Origin of the sequence: Rhizobium sp. 57MFTsu3.2 (assembly GCF_012932765.1) — a bacterium.
Taxonomy (GTDB): domain Bacteria; phylum Pseudomonadota; class Alphaproteobacteria; order Rhizobiales; family Rhizobiaceae; genus Rhizobium; species Rhizobium altiplani.
Map to the genome: position 1 here is coordinate 58,368 of NZ_JDWI01000007.1, position 18,012 is coordinate 76,379.

An 18,012-nucleotide genomic window follows, 5' to 3' on the forward strand; every position below is an offset into this window, starting at 1 on the left:
GGATAAGCCATGTCGCTCACTTCCGCACTGAATACCGCGCAGAGCATATTCAGCAACACCGGCACTCAAAGCAGTGTGGTGTCGAACAATATCTCGAACTCCAGCAACAGCGACTACGTGCGCCGGCAGGCGATGATCACCACGTCGCTGAATGGAGCGCAGGTTGTGAAGATCAGCCGCGCGCAAGAAGACGCGCTAATGCGTCAGTGGCTGAAGGCGAGTGCGCAAGACAGTGGCCAGCAGACGCTGCTTGGTGGTCTGACCGACCTGAAATCGATCATGGGCGGCAACGACTACGAGACGTCGCCGGCCAACTACCTGGCGACGTTCCGCGAAAAGCTGCAGGCTTTCCGCACATCGCCAAGCAGCACCATTGCCGCGCAAAGCGCAGTCACGGCTGCGCAGGACGTCGCCAATTCGCTGAACAACGCGACGAAATCCGTGCAGGCGGTACGCCTGGGCGCCGACAAGGAAATTGCAACGCAGGTTTCGACGCTCAATACGCTGCTCGCGCAGTTCAAGACGGCGAACGATGCCGTCAAGAGCGAAACGGCAACCGGTGGTAACCCTGCCGATGCGCTGGACGATCGCGACAAGCTGCTGAAGCAGATTTCTTCGATTGTCGGTGTCAACGCCGTCGACCGTCAAAACGGCGACATGGCGCTCTATACGACGGACGGAACCGTCGTGTTCGACACCATTCCGCGAACGGTTACTTTCGTCGCGCAGGACACTTACACCGCCCAGACAAAGGGCAACGGCGTCTACATCGACGGCGTGCTGCTCGGCAGTGGCAAAGGGTCGACAACGACGGCGCAGGGAAGCCTGCAGTCACTGCTACAAGTGCGCGATGACATCGCAACGACGTTCCAGTCGCAGCTCGATGAGATCGCAAAGTCTCTCGTGACTATGTTCTCGGAGACCGGCGGCACTCCCACTACGACACAGCCAGGTCTTTTCGTCTGGAAGACGGCGACCGGAGCAACTGGCGGCACACCGACGACCACAGGCGTGATCGATGGCATCGCGGGTACGATTGCGGTCAATGCCGCCGTCATCACCAACCAGGGCGGCGACCCGATGAAATTGCGTGACGGCACGATCACCGGCCTCACGAATCTCAATCCGACGGGCAGCAGCGGTTTCTCCGACAATCTCGATGCGCTCTACACGGCGATGGGCGCGGCCCAGACCTTCTCGTCGACCGCCGGCATCTCGTCCAACGTGAACATCATGGACTACGCCTCCAATTCGATCGGATGGCTCGAGCAGTATCGAAGCGATGCGACGACTGCGTCCGAGAATACGGCAGCGGCGCTCTCGCGTTCGACGGAAGCTTATTCCAACGAGACCGGCGTCAATCTCGACGAAGAACTGACCCTGCTCCTCGACATCGAGCAGTCCTACAAGGCGGCCACCAAGATCCTAAACGCTGTCGATGAAATGTTGAAGTCATTGCTAGACATAGCGAGTTAAGCCATGAAAAGTTCATTTATTTCTAGTTCGGCCATTCAGAACGCAATGCGATTGACGATCCGCCAGTCGCAGAAGCAATTGGTAACCGCGTCTCTCGAGGCGACAACGGGCGTTTACGCCGACATCGGCGCCTCCCTGGGCTCTGGTGCAGCCAAGAGCGTGAATTTCACAGCTGAGGTCAGCCGCATCAAGGCCCTCAAGGGCAGCAATTCCATCGTATCGGCGCGTCTCGAAGCTTCGCAGCTCGGCCTCAACAGTATGAAGACGGCCGGCGACGCACTGGTCTCCAAGCTGACCGCGCTTCAGGGAAGCCAGGACAAGACCAGCATCGCGGTGGCCATGCAATCTGCCGGCGACGCGCTTTCGCAGCTGATGGACACGGGCAATTCGATGCTCAACGGCGAGTACCTGTTCTCGGGTATCAACACCGATGTGCAGCCGCTCACCAACCAACAGAATGCCGCAACGACCGCCATTCAGACGAACCTCGAAGCCTACGCGAGCGGCCTGGGCAAGCCGGTAAGCTCTTTGACCGGCGCCGAGATGGGCACCTTCATCACGAACTTCGTTGAGCCGATGTTCTCCCAGGACACGTTCAACAGCACCTCCACACCGGTTGCATTCCCGCCGCCCGGCGCACCGACCCCGGTTGCACCCGCGGCCTACGTCACGCCGCCGGCCTGGAGCGATTGGTCGGCTGCTTCGAACCAGAACATGACGAGCCGCATCAGCAACTCTGAAGTCGTCACGTCGTCGACCAATTCCAACTCGGACGGCATGCGCTACTTCGCGCTGGCTTCGATCACAGTGTCGGCGCTGGCCAGCCAAAATCTGGGCGCCGACGCACTGAGCAAGGTCACCTCCACGGCGATTGGCTATGCCGCGCAGGCCACGACCGGCATCGTGACCCAGGCGAGCCAACTCGGCCTTTCGCAGGAGCGCGTCGAGAAGGCCAATGACGCTCTCGATGCACAGTCGAGCATTCTTCAGAACAAGCTCGTCGATCTTCAGGGCGTGGATACGTCGGAAGCGTCGACGCTGGTCAATACCCTCCAGACTCAGCTGGAGACCGCCTACACCATCGTATCGAAAATCCAGCAGTTGAGTCTCGTGAATTACCTTTGATGATCAAAGGTACGAAAGACAAAGAAGGATGCATGAATGTATCAGTTCTCTTACTCCGAGATCATGGAGGACTCGGTGGCCGATGCGAAGGAGCGGGAGCGTCAAGTTCTCGACCGGTCCATAGAGCTGCTGTCGATTGCGCGAGACAAAGAGAAATACAGCCGGGAAGCCATTGATGCATTGTTCTACACCCGGCGCGTTTGGGTAAGTTTTATCGAGGATCTCAAGCATCCGGACAACCAGCTTGAGATCCAATTGCGGGCCAACCTCATCTCCATCGCGATCTGGATCTTGAAGGAGTGCGATCGGATCAGGCGCCGGCAATCGACAAACTACCAAGGCATTATCGACGTTACCACCATCATCAGGGATGGACTAAAATGAAAAGCACACTTCGTATCTCGCTAAAAGCCGGGGAAAAGATCTTCATCAACGGTGCGGTCCTGCGCGTCGATCGCAAGGTCGCGCTGGAATTCCTGAATGATGTAACATTCCTTCTCGAAAACCACGTCCTCCAGCCGGAAGACGCGACGACGCCTCTGCGCCAGCTCTATTTCATCGCGCAGATGATCCTCATCAATCCGGAAGGCAAGGATCAGTCGACCGCGATGTTCCGCAAGTCGATCACGATGCTGCTGACCTGCTTCAAGAACGAGGAAGTCCTCGCCGAACTGAAGCGCGTTGACGGTCTCGTTTCGACCGGCCGCGCCTTCGACGCCCTGAAGGCGATCCGCGGTCTCTATCCGATCGAGGATAGCATTCTCAACAACCAAGAAATGCACCCGACGATGGTCGAGCAGATTCGCAAGGAGATCGCACCATGGCGGTAGACGGCGTCTCAAACGTCAATAGTTCTTCGTCGTCGAGCACCTCGAGCGCGCAACAGAAGGCGACGCTCAACTACGACAACTTCCTGCAGCTCCTCATCGCGCAGATGAAAAACCAGGATCCGACGGATCCGGTGGACGCGAGCGAACAGATGTCGCAGCTGGCGAGCTTCTCGCAGGTCGAGCAGACGATCCAGACGAACAGCAAGCTGGACACGCTGCTGGCGAGCTCCAGCCTGACGCAGGCTGGCAGCTACATCGGCAAGTACATGACCAGCGCTGACGGCAGCGTGAAGGGCACGGTTGCGTCGGTGAAGGTTTATTCCGACGGCATCATTGCGACGACGACGGATGGCGGTAGTATTCTCGTTCAGGCGGGAATCACCCTGGCCGACAAGGCTCCGACGACGACCGACACATCGTCTTCGAGCTAGTTGAAATGACAAGGCGGTTCGGCCACACCGGACGGACCGCAAGGCGATATGAGGTTGCCTGCAATGAATGAAGCTGATGCACTTGACCTATTCCAGGCAGCGATCTGGACCGTTCTTGTTTCCGCCGGCCCGGCGGTCGCAGCGGCCATGATCGTCGGTCTGATCATCGCGCTGTTCCAGGCGCTGACGCAGGTTCAAGAAGCGACACTCACCTTCGTTCCGAAGATCGTGGCCGTCCTCGTCACCATCGGCATCTCGGCTCCGTTCGTCGGATCGCAGATTTCGATTTTCACCAATCTGGTGTTTTCGCGCATTCAGTCAGGTTTCTGAGCCACTTTCGCGCAAGCTTCGCCATTTAAGTCTCGTTCCGAATTGGTGGGCATCATGCCCGCACCTCTCATGAAGAGACGGAATCGAAATGGCGCAACCTCCTGCACTCCCCCTCCCGAAAGCCGGACTTAGCGTACGTGATATCGGTTTTGCCATGGGCATCATCGTTATTATCTGCGTGCTCTTCCTGCCGATCCCGCCGTTCCTGATCGATATGGGACTGGCCTTCTCGATCGCCTTCTCGGTGCTGATCCTGATGGTGGCGCTGTGGATCCAGAAGCCGCTCGATTTCTCGTCCTTCCCGACCATTCTTCTGATCGCGACCATGACGCGATTGGCGCTGAACATCGCGACGACGCGCGTCATCCTATCGCATGGCAACGAGGGTCATGATGCCGCCGGCGGTGTCATCGCGGGCTTTGCCAGCCTTGTCATGTCCGGCGACTTCGTGATCGGTCTGATCGTCTTTTTGATCCTGATCACCATCAACTTCATCGTTATCACCAAGGGTGCTACGCGTATCGCGGAAGTCGGCGCGCGCTTCACCCTCGATGCGATCCCCGGCAAGCAGATGTCGATCGACGCCGACCTTTCGGCCGGCATCATCGACGAGAAGGAAGCACAGCGCCGCCGCAAGGAGCTGGAAGAGGAAAGCTCCTTCTTCGGCGCCATGGACGGTGCGTCCAAGTTCGTTCGCGGCGACGCGATTGCCGGCTTGCTGATCACTTGCATCAACGTCTTCGGCGGCATCATCATCGGTTACTTCCGCCATGGAATGCCGATCTCCGAAGCCGCCGACGTCTTCGTCAAGCTCTCGGTTGGTGACGGTCTCGTTTCGCAGATGCCGGCCCTCATCGTTTCTCTCGCAGCCGGCCTTCTCGTGTCGCGCGGCGGCACCGTCGGTTCCACCGAACAGGCAGTCGTCAACCAGCTCAGCGGTTATCCGCGGGCGCTTTCTGTTTCTGCGGTTCTGATGGCGATCCTCGGCCTGATGCCGGGTCTGCCATTTGTGCCCTTCATGTTCCTGTCCGGTCTTCTGGCCTTTGGTGCCTGGTTCATTCCCCGCCAGGTCGAGGCGGAGAACAGGGCTCGCCGCGAGCTGGAAGAAAAGAAGGTCGTCCAGAACAAGGAACTCGAAAAGGATTCCGTCAAGTCGGTGCTGCGCACATCGGAAATCGAGCTCGCGCTCGGCAAGATGGTGTCGACACGCCTGCTCGGCGCTCACCAGGAGCTTGCCTTCCGCGTCGGCAAGATGCGCAAGAAGTTCGCGACGCAGTACGGTTTCGTTGTTCCGGAGATCAAGGTCACGGACGATATCGGCATTGCCGAGAAGTCCTATCAGATCCGAATCCACGGTACGACGGTCGCGTCCAACATGCTGCGCGTTGGCGAAGTTCTTGTTGTCACCGGCTCCGGCCGCAAGCCAAGCATTCCGGGCGACGAGATTCGCGAACCAGCCTTCGGCATGCCGGCGGTTTCCATACTCGAAGCATTCGCCGACGATCTGAAGCGCGAGGGTTTCCAGCCGATCGACAACGTTTCTGTCGTCCTGACGCATATGAGCGAAGTCATCCGCAACAATCTGCCGGCGCTCCTGTCGTACAAGGATGTGAAGGTCCTGATCGACAGGCTCGATCCGGAATACAAGAAGCTGGCGGACGAGATCTGCTCGTCGCACATGTCCTATTCCGGCCTGCAGGCCGTGCTGAAATTGCTCCTCGCCGAGCGTGTGTCGATCCGCAACCTGCACCTCATCCTGGAAGCCGTCGCCGAACTCGCGCCGCATGTCCGCAAGACCGAGCAGATTGTCGAGCATGTGCGTGTTCGCATGGCGCAGCAGCTTTGCGGCGATCTCGCGGACAACGGCGTGCTTCGCGTGCTGCGACTCGGCAACAAGTGGGATCTCGCCTTCCATCAGGCGCTCAAGCGCGACAACAAGGGCGAGATCATCGAGTTCGACATCGACCCGCGCATGCTCGAAGAGTTCAGCGAGCAGGCGACGAAAGTTATCCGTGAATTCATGGATCGCGGCCTGCCGTTCGCCCTTGTCACCTCGCCGGAAACACGCTCCTATGTGCGCATGATCATCGAACGATTGTTCGCAACGCTCCCGGTCCTGTCGCATGTCGAGCTGGCCAAGGGCATCGAGATAAAGATTCTGGGCTCCATTTCATGATAACAGACCCGCAAGGGACCGTCCTGGCGCTGTTCCTGATCTTCTGCAGGATCGGCGGCTGTGTTCTGGTGATGCCCGGCTTTTCGTCTGCCCGTGTCGCACCGCACTTGCGGGTTTTCATTGCAGCTGCCTTATCCCTTGCGATCCTTCCAGTGCTCTGGGAAACGGTCTATCCGATCGTCCACACCTCGAACGCCACCTATATTGGCTACATTTTCAGCGAGTCGCTGGTTGGCGTCATGTACGGCATGCTTGCTCGGCTTTACACGCTCGGCCTGCAGTTCGCAGCCAGCGTGATTGCGATGATGGTCGGCTACACTCAACCGAGCGCGGGCGATATCTTCGAAGATTCACCGGAAAGCAGCCTTTCAGGGTTCATCACCTTTGCCGGCATGATGATCCTGTTCATGATGGACTTTCATCACGTCGTCTTCCGGGCATTGGTCGATTCCTACACGTCGATGCCCTTCGGAGGCATCCTGCAGATGCGCAGCACGCTGATCTCGTTCACGGACACGCTGTCATCGACATTCATGATCATGCTGCGGCTCTCAAGCCCCTTCCTGATCTACGGCCTGATGTTCAACATCGCGATCGGCTTCATCAACAAGCTGGCGCCGCAGATTCCGGTGTATTTCATTTCGACGCCCTATCTGCTTCTCGGCGGCCTGTTCCTGTTCTATTTCTCAGTGGCGGCGCTGGTCAGCCAGTTCGGCCAATCCTTCGCCAGCGTGTTCATCGGCAGGTAGCGACATGGTGGACAAGACGCGCTCACAGAAACTGAAACGCCTCGTGGCGGTTCAACGTCATCTGGAGCAGATGGCTGAATTCGACCTTGCCGAAACGAGCCGTCAGCGGTCGGAAGTCAACGAGCAAATGGACAGCGTCATCCTGGCGCTCGGCTCCATGGACCCGGTCCATCATGCCTTCTCGCAAAGCTATGCGGATCGCTTCAACCGATTGGGGATCAAGGACAAGCAGCTGATCGGCATGCAGCAGATTCACGAAATGCGCGTTGTTCAGGAACGCGCCAAGGGCGATCGCCTGGAAGACGGCATGCGTGAGGCGCTCGAGGCCGAGCGCCGCGAAGCCGCCGACAACGCAGTCTATGATCTCATCGATCAAAAATTCGGTACGCCAGCCTCCAGCAAGCTTCAAAAATCATAATCGTCACAATCTTAATCAAGAGGATTGTGACTTGGCTATTTCACCTCCGAGTGATCTGGTCCTGGATGTTGTCAAAGCTGCCGACCCGCTCGAGGTGCAGGCAGCCCAGGAAAAACTGAAGGCAAACCAGGCGGCGTTTGCCGCCAACAGTCTCGCCGAAGCCGGCAACGGCTTTACCTCGGCCGTCGATATTCTCGATCGCGCCGCGGGCAAGACCGGTTTGAGCGACAGCAAAAACCGCAGCACCAAGACAGAAGAGGTGCCGGAAACCTACCGCAAGTTCGAGGCCATGGTCCTGCAGAACTTCATCAAGAACATGCTGCCGAACGACAGCGAAGAAGTGTACGGCAAGGGTGCCACCGGTGATATCTGGAAGGGCATGATGGCCGAACAGCTCGGCAACGAGATTTCGAAGGGCGACGGCATCGGCATTGCCAAGCAGCTCTATCACGATGCGCTGAAGAAGCAGGAAGGCAAGGTCGCCAACGCTTCCACCGATCAGGACGATCGCAACATGGCGATGAGCATGATCGACGACTTCCAGCGCAAGACCTTCGGTACACCAACTGCGGACAACAAGTCCGCCAATGACGCCTGAGAAAATCGAGGACAAAAATGGAAATAATCTCGAACGACTATCGTATCAAATCGGTTCTTGGACGCCTCGAAATGATCATCGACAACGAGAACACGCGTATCGGCAACGATCCGCAGTTCGATCTCAAGGTGTCGAACACGCACAAGAGCCGCTGCCTCTACGAGCTGTCGATGCTCTTCCGCGACACAGACCCGAAGGAACTGGCTGCCACGCATCTTGATCAGCTGCATGGGCTCAAGAAGAAGCTGGTGCTGAACGCACGGCGCGTCGAAGCGCATCTGGAAGCGGTCCGCACCGTTGCCGATCTCCTGAAGAATGCAGTCCAGGATGCGGACGCCGACGGCACCTATTCCCAAGAGCAATTCGTAGCACGTGACGCTTGATGATTAAGCTCGTTCTGACAGGCGTCTGGGTTTGCGCGATCACGCTGGCATCGGTCTATTTCTCGGTGCACATGGCAACGGCACCTGCGCCGGCCCCCGATGATTCCAAGCAAAGCCAGCTCGAGCTTGTAAAGGGCGAGACGATCACCGTGCCGATCATCGCCGACGGTACAATTACCGGCTACTTCCTCGGCAGGATCTCTTTCATGATGAACAAGGACGCGGTGAAGAACGTGTCCTTGCCTCTGACGGAAATGACGACCGACGAGCTCTTTACATTGCTCGTCGGCAACAAGATGATCGACATCTCCAACATGAAATCCTTCGATCCGAACGCCTTTCGGGAGATGATAAAGAAGGACGTCAACCAGCATCTGGGTGGAGAGTATATCGAGCAGGTCATGCTGGAACAGCTCGACTACCTCCCCAAGACGAGTGACTCCGGACAACACAAGAGGACGGGCAAGCCCGTCAACGTCGTCGCTCCGGAACCGGTAGCGGATTAAAGCTGCCAGAGAGTGACTCGGTCCTTGCTTTAAGCGGCGCCCTTGGGGCGCCGTTTCTGCGTTTTTGTGCCGACTGTAGACGGTTAATAATTCCTTCCACCAAGGGGCGAAATTCAAACGGTTTTCCTAAGAGATAGTTGAAATCGCGCTGTTACAAGACCGGCCCGATGGGCTGACTGTGCACTGACATTCTGTTTCTCGGAATTCTCTCATGCGCTCCCAGGCCAACGCCACCGGTCGATGTTGAATCGTCTGGTGCGGCTATGTGATCTGTTCGGGGATGCATGCGCATGAAACACTATCGTCAGGAAACCGGCATGAACCTGATCGCGAATTTCGCGGTCTTGTCGTCGCGCCGCGCGATTTTCGATCTGCCGGTCTGCGACCTAGGCTGGGATGACGCCCTGGTGCTTTTCAATGAACTCCTGTCGATACCGGTCGGGCAGACATCCGTTTCCTTCGTCACCGCGCGCAACATGCTCATGGCGCTGCGCGACAGCGACTATCGCGCCGTTCTTGCACAAAACCTGCTGCTTCCCAATGGTCCAGGTTTCAACATCGCGTCGAAGGTGGCGCATGGCTCGCCGTTCCCTGCCAGCTTGAGGGCCGCCGATTTCGTGCCGGCGCTGCTGACGTTCATGGAGATACCGCGCCGCATCGGCCTTATCGGCACGAACCCTCAAGAGGCTCGCCTGACTGCAGCGAAATTCCGTCGGCACGCGCCATGGCACGAGTTCACCGTCATTTCCGACACCCTCTCCCACACAGAAGGCAGGTCGCGGATCGTAGATCAGATCGACGGGCAAATGCTCGACATACTCGTCGTCGGAGCGCGCACTCCATTTCAGGAAAAATGGATCCAAGAGAACATCCGGGCGGATCACGCTCGCCTGGTGCTTGCTGTCGGCGACCTGTTCGATGTCGTGGCCGGTATGATCCGCCCCGTGCCGAAGATTGTACGGACGGTGGGACTTGAACGCGCCTATCGCTGGACGCAATGGCCGGCGCGCCCTGGCCTTCGTTCCGGCCTGGGCTTTGCTGCCTTCCTGTACTACGCCCTCCGGTACGACGGAACGCCGCATGCGGATACGGAACTGACCGACGCAAGGCCCGCCAGTTAACCTTTTCTTTGCCATGAACTTTTAGTGTTGGTTAACCCGTCCGCTTTCGCGGATGGCTTCGACCGTTCATACGCATGAGATCTGGCGATGTACGACAACAACCCGAGAAGCCAAGCCTTCCGCCGACCTGTGGCGGTCGAGGGCGAGCGTGTGGCGATGCCATCCAAAACTGCGGCCGCGATGCCGGCTGCGGAGGCAGAATTGCTCGGGGTGATCGAGCGTGCGCTCGAGCGGCAGCGGGCCAGCCGTGATGCCGAGGCGCCGCCGCCGCTTGTCAGCCGCATCGAAACGATCCTGGGCAAGCGGCTCGAGGCTGCGAACGATGCAGCGGCTGCCGCGATCGATCCGTCCTCTGTTGTGCCTTCGGAAGTTACATGCGCCACAGAAGCGACAGCGACCCCGAACGTGGCCACGCTGCCTACCGAACACAGTGCACCGAAATCGCAGCGTCTGAAGCCACTTGCGATAGTTGCTCTCATCTCCGCATTGGGCGCGGCGAGCGGTGCCCTGATCCCGGCCGAAACGGCGCGCTATAGCGCTGACGCTGTGTTCGCTGTCCAAGGTGACGGCGAAGGCCGTGCGGCCGTCGCTAAAGCGGCCGAGAAGACGCTTCGGTCTTCCCACGCGATCGCGGCAACGGTCGCTGCGTTGAAACTCGATCGCGATCCGGAATTTTTCGGCCTCTCCTCGGATGCGTTTGCGGTGGCTGTCGACCTGCTTTCGACCGATGGCGCTGCCGCCGATCCGCTTTCGCACGCAGAAGCATCGCTCGTTTCCGCGATCCGCACCACGAGCGACCCTCACGCCGGCACCATCGATTTCAAGGTGACGACCGGCAGCGCCGAGAAATCCGCGCGCATTGCGAACTACCTGGCGTCTGTCGTGACAGGCTCAGGAACCACAAAGGCCGCGGCCGAAGACGGGTCGCTGAAGAAGGCGGCCGACGCGGCGCAACTCGATCTTACGGCCTTCACGCAGAAAAGTGGCGAAGGCAACGTGAAGGTTGCCATCGATCTGCAGCGGCAGATCGGGAGCATGGACGCGGAACTGAAGGCAGGGGACGAGCGAATTGCTGCTGCCCAGGAAAGGGCCCGTCGTCTGAAGGCGGCGAAGGTTGGCGATGTCATTGCCGGTACGCTGGATGCGGACCTCATGTCGCCGACGCTCGTCGATCGCCGCGACAAGTATGTGGCGGCACAACTGTCTCTTTCACAGCTGTCGGCCAATCTCGGTCCCCGCCATCCCCGCTTGCAAGCTCAGCAGGCAGAGGTCGACGGCTTGAAAGCAGCGATCGGTGACGACATCGCCCGGCTGCTCCGCGAAACGACCGACGAGATGAAGCAGGCGACAGTCGAGAAGCGGCAGCTAAGCGACAGTCGCAATGCACTGGTTGCGCAAAGCAAGGATACGGGTGTCGACCTGGCGAAACTCGCCGAGCTTCGCGACAAGGCGAGTGCGGCACGCCAGCGCCTTGAGGATGCGATCACGACCGGAGCGGTGACGCCTGGTGCCGGCAGCCTGCGACTGCAGAAGGCGGTGCAGGTCGCCGCAGTGCCGGCGGAGGAGGGCTGGCTCCCCACGTTGCTCGGCGCCTTTGCTGGCCTCGCATTTGGTCTTGCGACAGTGTCTTTCAAAGCGCGCGCCAGGTTCACGGCGTCCGCAAGGAAGGAACCGTCGCTGCCCACTCCCGCCCCGAAGCCGGTTGTCGTCGCGCCATCGGCAGCTGAGCCTGCCGCGATGCCGCAGGAAGTGGACATTATACGCGCGGAGCTCGCCGCCATGCGCGACAGGTTGCGTACCCGGCAGGCGGCATCCTGACCAGCTGCGACACGATTGTTCTTGCATTTGCCATTTTAGGCAGGATAGGGCGTGGACAGGCAAATCGCGCTGGGCGCCACCGGCTACAATGGGCGAAAGCAAGGGCAGGAGATAGTCTTGACGACAGTGATTGATGGCAAACAGGTCGCAGCTTCCGTAATCGAAACGGTGAAGGCGGCGACATCGGCGCTGGACAAGCAGAGCGGTGTCAAGACGGGTCTTGCGGTCGTGATCGTTGGCAATGATCCGGCCAGCCACGCCTACGTCAACTCCAAGAGCAAGATGGCGAAGGAATGCGGCTTCAAATCCGTCCAGCACACTTTGCCTGTCGAGACCACGCAGGATGAGTTGGCGGCACTCGTCGCGTCACTGAACAACGACCCCTCGATCCACGGCATCCTTGTGCAACTGCCGCTGCCGAAGCATCTGAAATCCGAACCGATCATCCAATCGATCCTGCCGGAAAAGGATGTCGACGGTCTGCACGTCGTCAATGCCGGCAAGCTTGCGACCGGCGACCTTGAAACGGGCCTGGTATCCTGCACGCCAGCCGGCGCGATGGTCTTCGTGCGCCGCACGCACGGCGAAGATCTCTCCGGCCTGAATGCCGTCGTCATCGGCCGCTCGAACCTGTTCGGCAAGCCGATGGCGCAGTTGCTGCTGAACGCCAACGCGACGGTCACCATCGCTCACTCGCGCACCAAGGATCTGCCCGTTGTCTGCCGCAATGCGGATATTCTGGTTGCCGCCGTTGGCCGGCCGGAAATGGTCAAGAGTGATTGGGTGAAGCCCGGCGCCACGGTCATCGACGTCGGCATCAATCGCATTCTGGCTCCCGAGAAAGGTGAAGGCAAGACTCGTCTGGTCGGGGATGTCGCCTTTGAAGAGGCGGCAAGGGTCGCCGATGTCATTACGCCGGTTCCGGGTGGTGTGGGCCCGATGACCATTGCGATGCTGATGGCCAACACCGTCATTGCCGCCCATCGCACCGCCGGTCAGACACCGCCGACATTCTGATCCTGCCGTGGAGCAGGGCCCGTTGAGGCCCTGACGATCAGCTCGGTCTTCCAGAGCTCCTGCTCCGGGAAGGGCCCTTCCTGCTTGATCGTTCCGATGAGCCGTTGGGCGATGCGCACGCCTGCCGCCCGAAGCGAGGATCGTGTCGTCGTCAGCGGCACCGAGAAGTTCTCGGGCTTCAGATGTGGCAGGACGTCGTCATGCGCGATCAGCGAGATTTCCTCCCCGAGCTTCAGGCCGGCCTGGTTTACGGCGCGGATCGCGCCAAGCGCCAACACCGTACTGGAGCAGAGGATGGCCGTCGGCCGCTCCGGTATCTGCAGAAAGCGCTCCATTGCGGTCTGGCCAAGCTCGTCCGTCATTAATGTGTGGCTCATGTGATCGTCCGGAAGCGACAATCCCCGCTCTGAAAGTGCGGCAATCATTCCGTTCTTGCGACGGATCGCAAAGTCGAGATGCTCCGGCCCGTTGAGCAGGGCAAAGCGCGTATGGCCGAGCTGAAGCAGCAGGCGCGCGGCATCGTAGAAAGCGCCTTCATTGTCGATGTCGAGGTAGGGATAGTCCGGCTCGGAGCCGAAGGAGCGGCCATGCACGAGGAAGGGCATCGAAAGCGACTTCAGCATCGGTAGTCGCGGATCATGGCCGCGCATATAGGCGACGAACAGCGCATCGACATTGCCGCTGATCGCAAGCCGCCTCAGCGCGCCCACTTCGTCGTTGGGATCGGCCGGCATGATCACGAAATGAAAGTCGTGGCGCACGGCCTCCTCGCCGAGGCCCGTCAGGAATTCGCCGAAATGGACGTCCGAATAGTGGTCGGGAGCGGTTGGCATTACGAGGCCGATGGAACCGGCCTTGCCGGTCGCAAGCCGCTGGGCCGCCTTGTTCGGACGGTATCCGGTTTCCTTGACGGCCTGCAGCACGCGCTCGCGCGTCGCCTCATTGACTTCGGGGTAGCCGTTCAATGCGCGGCTTACCGTCGTCTGCGACAGTCCAAGCAATTCCGATAGCTGTTTGAGATTCACGTGTTATGCTTCCTCCGCTCGCACTGGCCGCCAGCTCCAAATGGCATCCAAAGCGCTTTCAATTATGTAGCAGCTGCACCGCTTGACTCAAGCAAAATCGCGCCATATTCCCAAGGGTGTGGCGTCGGTACTTCGGGGATAACAGGGCCGCGTCTGCTGCCCTTTTTGCGAAATAGCTTGACTCTTTTCCATCGAAAGTGAAATGAGTGCATTTGTCAAAGCGCTTTGGAACGGCATCCAAATAGTTTCAAAAGTGCGGTTGGGATTGTGATGGGAGGTTGATCACATGAGAAAGACGTTTTTGATGGGCGTTGCCGCGGCGGCGCTTCTTGCTGCGGGTGCCGCGTCGGCTGCCGATCTGAAGTTTGCCCCCGGGCAGGATTCGAAGTTCAACTGGAAGAGCTACGACGACTTCAAGGCTGCTCATGCCGACCTGAAGGGCGAGCAGATGACCATCTTCGGGCCATGGCGCGGTGAAGACGAAGCCTTCTTCCGCAGCATTCTGGCCTATTTCACCGAAGCGACCGGCGTGGACGCCAAGTACTCGTCTTCGGAAAACTATGAACAGCAGATCGTCATCGACACGCAGGCTGGCTCGCCGCCGAACATCGCGATCCTGCCGCAGCCGGGCCTTCTCGCCGACCTCGCCGGCAAGGGCTTCCTGACGCCGCTCGGCGATGAGACCTCTGCTTGGGTCAAGGAAAACTATGGCGCCGGCGACAGCTGGGTTGGCTATGGCACCTACAAGGGCAAGGACGGCAAGGAAGCCTTCTACGCCTTCCCATACAAGGCCGACGTGAAGTCGCTTGTCTGGTATGTGCCGGAGAATTTCAAGGAAGCAGGCTACAAGGTCCCGACGACCATGGAAGAGCTCCATGCCCTGACCGACCAGATCGTCAAGGACGGCGGCGTGCCGTGGTGCATCGGCCTCGGCTCCGGTGGTGCGACCGGCTGGCCGGCAACGGACTGGATCGAAGACATCATGCTGCGCCAGCAGAAGCCTGATGTTTACGACAAGTGGACGACCAACGAAGTGAAGTTCACCGATCCGGCCGTCGTTGCCGCGATCGAGGAATTCGGCTCCTTCGCCAAGAACGAGAAGTATGTCAGCGGTGGCGTTGCAGCCGTAGCTGCGACCGACTTCCGCGACAGCCCGAAGGGTCTCTTCGGCGTGCCGCCGAAGTGCTATCTGCATCACCAGGCTTCATTCATTCCGTCCTTCTTCCCAGAAGGCACGAAGCTCGGTCAGGATGCCGACTTCTTCTATATGCCGACCTATGCGGCGCATGCCGATCTCGGCAAGCCGGTTCTGGGCGCTGGTACGCTCGTAACCGTCACGAAGGACTCCAAGGCCGCCCGGGCGTTCGTTGAATTCCTGAAGACGCCGATCGCACACGAAGTCTGGATGGCGCAGTCCAGCTTCCTGACGCCGTACAAGGGCGTCAACACGGCAGCCTATGCAAACGATCAGATGAAGCGGGAAGGCGAGATCCTGACGACTGCGACGACTTTCCGCTTCGATGGTTCCGACCTGATGCCTGGCAAGATCGGCGCGGGCGCATTCTGGACAGGCATGGTCGATTTCGTTGGTGGCAAGTCTGCGGAAGACACCGCCAAGCAAATTCAGGGTGCCTGGGACGCGATCAAGTGACATCGCCTGAGTTCCATGCCGTCGGTTGCGGCGGCATGGTTGAAATACATGGCCGGATACTGGGAGTGTCCGGCCACTGTCGCCTGTCGCGTCGAGCGATGGCGGCGTGACGACATCGGCGCGCATACCCGTCAGGACAGACAGGGTAGCAGGGGGAGGGACGAATGCTGTCGCAGATAGTTTCCGCTTTGGGGGTCGTGGTCGTGGCGGTCTTCGCCTGCTCGGCCTACTTCTATTTTTCCAACAAGATCCTGGATTGGTCCCTGCCGGTGAAGGATGGTGACATTCATTCCGCAGCGCGCAACCTGAATCGCCGGGCGATGATCCGCCCGTGGCTGTTCATCGGGCCGGCCCTTCTCCTCCTTGTCGTCTACCTCGTTTATCCCGTGGTCGCGACGCTGATCCTGTCCTTCTATGACCGCTCCGGTGAGCAGTTTGTCGGCTTTGCGAACTATCAGTGGGCTTTCACCGACCGCGAATTCCGCCAGTCGATCTTCAACAACATCCTGTGGCTGGCGGTCGTGCCGGCGGCCTGCACCTTCTTCGGCCTCGTCATCGCCGTGATGACCGACCGCATCTGGTGGGGCAATATCGCCAAGAGCATCGTCTTCATGCCGATGGCGATCTCTTTCGTCGGCGCATCGGTTATCTGGAAGTTCATCTACGAATACCGCGGCGGCAACGATGTGCAGATCGGCCTCCTCAACGCGATCGTCCAGCTGTTCGGCGGGACGCCTCAGGTATGGATCTCGGTTCCCTTCTGGAACAACTTTTTCCTGATGATCATCCTCATCTGGATTCAGACCGGTTTTGCGATGGTAATCCTGTCCGCGGCGCTCCGCGGCATCCCTGAGGAAACCATTGAAGCCGCCGTCATCGATGGCGCAAACGGCTGGCAGATCTTCTGGCGCATCATGGTGCCGCAGGTCTGGGGTACGATCGCCGTTGTCTGGACCACGATTACCATTCTCGTGCTCAAGGTCTTCGACATCGTGCTGACCATGACCAACGGTCAATGGAATACGATGGTGCTCGCCAACCTGATGTTCAACTGGCTGTTCCGAGGCGGTGGTGACTCCGGCCGAAGTGCTGTTATCGCGCTGATCATCATGCTGGCCGTGACGCCGATCATGGTCTGGAACGTCCGTCGCGCCAATCGCGAGCTGGGAGGCCACTGAGATGACGCTTACCCGAGATTTCTTCAAGATCGGCCCCGCCCGTCTCTTTGTCCACTTTGCGGTCCTCGTGATCGTCGTTCTGTGGCTGATCCCGACGCTCGGTATCTTTGTCAGCGCGTTGCGCGACAAGGACCAGCTCGTCGTCTCCGGCTGGTGGACGGCCTTTGCGGGCTCGTCACGCACCGTTGCCGTGCGCCTTGGACAGCCCGACCAGCAGAAGCAGGAAGGCGCCATTTACGTCATTTCGGGCAATGTGCTGGAAGGACAGCAGGGGCGCTCCATCCGCGCTTTCGGCACGCGCGTCCAGCAGCCGTCCGCCTACAAGGCGGGCGAGACGGCTGATCTCGGCGACGGCGTGTCGCTCACCGTCGCAGCCGACGGCAACTATCGCTATATGAAGTATGCCGCCTTCGGACCGGATGACGGCGGCCGCCGTGTCTATATTTCCGTCGCCACGCCGCCGGAATTCACGCTGCAGAACTACAAGAACGTTCTGACCAGCGAGGGTATCGGGCAGTCCTTCATCAACTCGCTGACTGTCACCATCCCGGCGACGATCATCCCGATCCTGATCGCCGCCTTCGCGGCCTACGCGCTGAGCTGGATGGAGTTTCCGGGGCGCGCGTTGTTGATCGCGCTTGTTGTCGGCCTTATCGTCGTGCCGCTGCAGATGTCGCTCATTCCGCTTCTGCGACTTTACAACGGCATCGGCGCACTGCTCGACGCTCCGTCGAAGACCTATCCCGGCATCTGGTTCGCGCACACTGCCTTCGGCATGCCGCTCGCAATCTATCTGCTGCGCGCGTACATCGCCGGTCTCCCGAGGGAAATTATTGAGTCCGCCCGCGTCGACGGCGCCAGCGATTTTGAAATCTTTACCCGTATCGTACTGCCCTTGTCCTTCCCCGCGCTCGCATCCTTTGCGATCTTCCAGTTCCTGTGGGTGTGGAACGACCTGCTTGTCGCCATGGTCTTCCTCGGCACCGACAGGGACCACCTCGTGCTGACAGGCGCGCTGAACGCGCTGCTCGGGTCACGGGGTGGCAACTGGGAAATCCTGACGGCCTCGGCCTTCGTCACCATTGTCGTACCTCTGCTCGTGTTCTTCGGCTTGCAGCGCTATCTGGTGCGTGGTCTGCTCGCGGGCTCGGTCAAGGGCGGTTAGCAACCCAAGACGATC

19 protein-coding genes are annotated in these 18,012 nt (G+C 59.5%); 18 read left to right on the top strand and 1 reads right to left on the bottom strand.

The window, feature by feature from the left end; genetic code table 11:
• Positions 1–9: 9 nt before the first annotated feature.
• The 15 genes from flgK (at position 10) to folD (ending at position 12,978) form a co-directional block, all read left to right on the top strand.
• Positions 10–1,476 carry a flagellar hook-associated protein FlgK gene (flgK, locus tag AF71_RS10005; RefSeq protein WP_169681195.1) on the top strand — a complete coding sequence of 489 codons (1,467 nt, stop codon included), beginning with the start codon at positions 10–12 and terminating at the stop codon, positions 1,474–1,476.
• Between the two features lie 3 nt (positions 1,477–1,479).
• Positions 1,480–2,601 (top strand): flagellar hook-associated family protein, encoded by a 1,122-nt coding sequence (locus tag AF71_RS10010; protein WP_169681197.1) that lies wholly within the window; start codon positions 1,480–1,482, stop codon positions 2,599–2,601.
• A 36-nt stretch (positions 2,602–2,637) separates the two neighbouring features.
• On the top strand, positions 2,638–2,985 hold the full coding sequence (gene flaF, locus AF71_RS10015) for a flagellar biosynthesis regulator FlaF (protein WP_007530128.1): 348 nt from the start codon (positions 2,638–2,640) through the stop codon (positions 2,983–2,985).
• On the top strand, positions 2,982–3,431 hold the full coding sequence (flbT, locus tag AF71_RS10020) for a flagellar biosynthesis repressor FlbT (protein ID WP_018856806.1): 450 nt from the start codon (positions 2,982–2,984) through the stop codon (positions 3,429–3,431). The genes flaF and flbT overlap by 4 nt, the downstream gene beginning before the upstream one ends.
• On the top strand, positions 3,422–3,862 hold the full coding sequence (flgD, locus tag AF71_RS10025; RefSeq protein WP_018856807.1) for a flagellar hook assembly protein FlgD: 441 nt from the start codon (positions 3,422–3,424) through the stop codon (positions 3,860–3,862). The genes flbT and flgD overlap by 10 nt, the downstream gene beginning before the upstream one ends.
• A 63-nt stretch (positions 3,863–3,925) precedes the next feature.
• A complete protein-coding gene (gene fliQ, locus AF71_RS10030; RefSeq protein WP_018856808.1) occupies positions 3,926–4,192 on the top strand; it encodes a flagellar biosynthesis protein FliQ in 267 nt (88 codons plus the stop codon).
• An 88-nt stretch (positions 4,193–4,280) separates the two neighbouring features.
• Entirely contained in the window at positions 4,281–6,368 is a 2,088-nt protein-coding gene (gene flhA, locus AF71_RS10035) for a flagellar biosynthesis protein FlhA (RefSeq protein ID WP_169681199.1), read from the top strand.
• Positions 6,365–7,117, top strand: coding sequence for a flagellar biosynthetic protein FliR (gene fliR / locus AF71_RS10040; protein ID WP_018856810.1), 753 nt, complete (start codon positions 6,365–6,367; stop codon positions 7,115–7,117). Before flhA ends, fliR begins: the two co-directional genes overlap by 4 nt.
• Before the next feature lie 4 nt (positions 7,118–7,121).
• Positions 7,122–7,535 (top strand): hypothetical protein, encoded by a 414-nt coding sequence (locus tag AF71_RS10045; protein WP_018856811.1) that lies wholly within the window; start codon positions 7,122–7,124, stop codon positions 7,533–7,535.
• 31 nt (positions 7,536–7,566) lie between these two features.
• Positions 7,567–8,133, top strand: a complete 567-nt coding sequence (locus AF71_RS10050) for a rod-binding protein (RefSeq protein ID WP_025659520.1) — start codon at positions 7,567–7,569, stop codon at positions 8,131–8,133.
• 17 nt (positions 8,134–8,150) lie between these two features.
• The gene (locus AF71_RS10055; RefSeq protein WP_018856813.1) at positions 8,151–8,516 is read left to right on the top strand and encodes a hypothetical protein; all 366 of its coding nucleotides are present in this window, start codon (positions 8,151–8,153) and stop codon (positions 8,514–8,516) included.
• A complete protein-coding gene (locus tag AF71_RS10060) occupies positions 8,516–9,022 on the top strand; it encodes a membrane protein (RefSeq protein ID WP_025659519.1) in 507 nt (168 codons plus the stop codon). Before AF71_RS10055 ends, AF71_RS10060 begins: the two co-directional genes overlap by 1 nt.
• A gap of 317 nt (positions 9,023–9,339) precedes the next feature.
• Positions 9,340–10,143, top strand: a complete 804-nt coding sequence (locus tag AF71_RS10065; protein WP_169681316.1) for a WecB/TagA/CpsF family glycosyltransferase — start codon at positions 9,340–9,342, stop codon at positions 10,141–10,143.
• Positions 10,144–10,230: 87 nt separating this feature from the next.
• Positions 10,231–11,961: a succinoglycan biosynthesis protein gene (locus AF71_RS10070; RefSeq protein WP_169681200.1), complete on the top strand. Its 1,731-nt coding sequence runs from the start codon at positions 10,231–10,233 to the stop codon at positions 11,959–11,961.
• A gap of 117 nt (positions 11,962–12,078) precedes the next feature.
• Positions 12,079–12,978 carry a bifunctional methylenetetrahydrofolate dehydrogenase/methenyltetrahydrofolate cyclohydrolase FolD gene (gene folD, locus AF71_RS10075; protein ID WP_169681202.1) on the top strand — a complete coding sequence of 300 codons (900 nt, stop codon included), beginning with the start codon at positions 12,079–12,081 and terminating at the stop codon, positions 12,976–12,978.
• Here folD and AF71_RS10080 read toward each other — a convergent pair.
• Positions 12,957–14,003 carry a substrate-binding domain-containing protein gene (locus tag AF71_RS10080; protein ID WP_169681204.1) on the bottom strand — a complete coding sequence of 349 codons (1,047 nt, stop codon included), beginning with the start codon at positions 14,001–14,003 and terminating at the stop codon, positions 12,957–12,959. The genes folD and AF71_RS10080 overlap by 22 nt on opposite strands.
• Positions 14,004–14,289: 286 nt before the next feature.
• On the opposite strand from AF71_RS10080, the gene AF71_RS10085 reads away from it, so the two are divergent.
• From AF71_RS10085 to AF71_RS10095, 3 genes are all read left to right on the top strand, one after another.
• Positions 14,290–15,654 carry an ABC transporter substrate-binding protein gene (locus tag AF71_RS10085; protein WP_169681206.1) on the top strand — a complete coding sequence of 455 codons (1,365 nt, stop codon included), beginning with the start codon at positions 14,290–14,292 and terminating at the stop codon, positions 15,652–15,654.
• 164 nt (positions 15,655–15,818) lie between these two features.
• Entirely contained in the window at positions 15,819–16,832 is a 1,014-nt protein-coding gene (locus tag AF71_RS10090) for a sugar ABC transporter permease (RefSeq protein WP_018856820.1), read from the top strand.
• Position 16,833: 1 nt separating this feature from the next.
• Entirely contained in the window at positions 16,834–17,997 is a 1,164-nt protein-coding gene (locus tag AF71_RS10095) for a carbohydrate ABC transporter permease (protein WP_018856821.1), read from the top strand.
• The last annotated feature ends 15 nt before the right edge of the window (positions 17,998–18,012 follow it).